3 protein-coding genes are annotated in these 2608 nt (G+C 66.7%); all 3 read right to left on the bottom strand.

The features are described from left to right. Window positions 1-479, bottom strand: a 479-nt coding sequence (locus AC1DHD_RS15490) for a pentapeptide repeat-containing protein (protein ID WP_476880565.1), incomplete at its 3' end; no start/stop codon positions are given. A 43-nt stretch (window positions 480-522) separates the two neighbouring features. Further along, window positions 523-1395 (bottom strand): PhzF family phenazine biosynthesis protein, encoded by an 873-nt coding sequence (locus AC1DHD_RS15485; RefSeq protein ID WP_476880564.1) that lies wholly within the window; start codon window positions 1393-1395, stop codon window positions 523-525. 193 nt (window positions 1396-1588) lie between these two features. Continuing rightward, the coding region (locus tag AC1DHD_RS15480; RefSeq protein ID WP_476880563.1) for an MFS transporter at window positions 1589-2608 on the bottom strand (1020 nt) is incomplete at its 5' end.

The raw sequence follows: 2608 nt of genomic DNA, 5'->3' as shown, positions 1-2608 counted from the left end.
GCGTTGGGTTGCCCGAGCGGGTGGTACGGACGCTCCAGCTCCAGGATGCCTCGGCCCAGCCACGTGTCCGTTGCCATCACCAGGTGGCGCAGGGTCTGGGCGAAGGACCACTCGCCGTCCACGGAGACGTCAACCGTCCCGGCCGGCATCGCCGCAACCCGTTCCAGCGCCGCCTGCCAGGCCAGCTCCAACGCGGCCCAAGCCGCAGGGAGACCGTCCGGGTCCCGGGCGCCCCGCGCGGCCCGGCCGGGGAAGCGGCGGTTGAGCTCTGCCTCGACCAAGGGGACGACGTCGAGGCCGTTGACCAGCAGTATGCCGCCGTCCTCCTGCAGCCACGGCGCACCGATGTCGGCCCCGGCTGCATCCACGCCGCGCATCACCGAGCCGGACAGATCGGACCGGACGAAACGGGCGCCCCGGAGGTTCACGCCGGTGAAGGTCGCGCCCTGGAGGTCACCGGACTGATCGAAGGTTGCCATCGCGGCTACTCTGCCACGCTTCTTGCCCCTTCCGGTAGGGAATTCAGCTGATCTCGACGGCTCCACCGCTCACGACGATCCCGCCGGTCTGAGGAATGTCGACGGTGAGCACGCTGGGGCGGCCGACATGGCTGCCCTGGTGCACGATCACGCGGCTGGGCGGCTCCACGAGCGAGAGCAAGCGGAGGTAGCCGCCGAACGAAGCGGCAGCGGAGCCGGTCGCCGGGTCTTCGGTGATGGCGCCCACCGGGAAGAGGTTGCGCGCGTCGAACTCGCCCGGGCCCGTTTCGTGGGCTTTCATCTCATACAGCGTCGTGACGGTGCCGGCCCAGTTTTGGGCGTCCATCAGCGTGCGCATGGAATCCGGGTCAAAAACGAACGAGTCGAAGGTGTCCCGTTCTGCGAAGACGAGGACAGGGTGCCAGTTCCCGGCAAAAGTGATCATCGGAGGGTACGCGGGGTCCAGTGCGGCCCGGCCAACGCCGAGCAGCCCGAGCAGGGTGTTCAGGACACCGTCGGGGAACTCGGCCACCCGGGGCTCCACGCTGGTGAAGGATGCGGTAACCGACTCGCCCTGGGCCGCCGTCTCGATCGCGACGGGCCCCACCGGGGTGTCGAAGATGAAGGTGYCCACGCCGTCGCGCCCTGACAGTGCGACGGCCAACGCAATCGTGGCATGGCCGCAGAACGGCACCTCGGCGATGGGGGAGAAGTACCGCACCCGGTTTCGCCGGGAATCCCCGTCAACGGACGTCTCGGTGACAAAGACCGTTTCCGCATAGCCGACGTCCGCCGCGATGGCCTGCATCCGGGCGTCATCGAGCCGGGTTGCGTCCAGGACCACTCCCGCCGGATTTCCGCCGTCGGGGGTGGTGGTGAAGGCGGCATAGCGCAGTACTTTCGACGTCGGTTCCATTCGGACATCCTCGCACGGCCGCGCGGCCTCATTTCCAGGCGCGGGAACTTAAAGGGAACAGCTCAAGCGGCCGCCGCCGGAGCGCAACGCCAGTGCAGAGACGTCCTGCGCGCGGACCGCGTCGCCCAAAAAAGAAGAGCGTCGTCCGGGTCCACCTTCGACCCGGACGACGCCCGCCTTACTTCAGGGAGTATCAGTTGGCGCTGACGCGCTCCTGTGCAATCGCTGCGTTTTTCTCGTCCAGCTCCTGGGCGGCGGTGATGCGCCGGTCCAGCTTTTCGAGCGTTTCGGGGGCGAGCAGGGTTGCGACGACGGTGATGACGCCGATGATGCTGAAGTACAGGATCACCCAGCCCGGCTTGCCGTTACCGGCCGTGAGCAGCGCGACGGCCACGAGGGGCGCGATGCCGCCGGCCAGGACCGAGCCGAACTGGTAGCCCATGGACGCGCCGCTGTAGCGAAGCTTGGTGGAGAACAGCTCAGCAAAGAAGGCTGCCTGCGGGCCGTACATCGAGTTGTGGAACACCGCGAGCCCGATGATGATGGCGAGGGTTGCCAGCAATGCGCTGCCGGTGTCCGTCATGACGAAGTAGAGCGGGAAGAACAGGAGCCCGCCGATGGAACCGAACAGGTACAGCGGCTTGCGCCCGATCTTGTCCGAGAGGATCGCCCACAGCGGGACGGCAAAGACGCCGATGCCCGAGGCAACCAGAACGGACATCGTGCCCTGGTTGGCGCGTTCGGCTCCAAACGTCTTCATGATGTAGACCACGGAGAACGTCGAGTACAGGTAAAACGCGGAGTTCTCTGCCAGGCGCATGCCGACAACAAGCCAGATCCCCTTGGTTTCCTTCTTCATGGCCTCGCCCAGCGGCTTCTTGGCGGTCTGGTTCGTCGCCACGAGTTCCTTGAAGTCGTTCGAGTCTTCAAGCTTGGTGCGGACGATCATGCCGGTGATGATCAGGATCACGCTCAGCAGGAACGGAAGGCGCCAGGCCCAGGATTCGAAGACCTCCGCCGGTACGGCGGCCTTGACGGCAAGGACGCTGGAGTTGGCCAGCAGCATGCCCGCCGGGACGCCCATCTGGGTGAAGCTTCCGAAGAATCCGCTGCGTCCGGCAGGGGCGTGTTCGATGGAGATGACGGCCGCACCGGCCCATTCGGCTCCGGCGCCGAAGCCCTGCAGCAGGCGCAGGACCGTCAGCAGGATGGG

The organism is Arthrobacter sp. 05L45_2 (assembly GCF_056397525.1).
The sequence above is the reverse complement of the archived record's forward strand: the minus strand, read 5'-3'. Positions and strand labels throughout refer to the sequence as shown.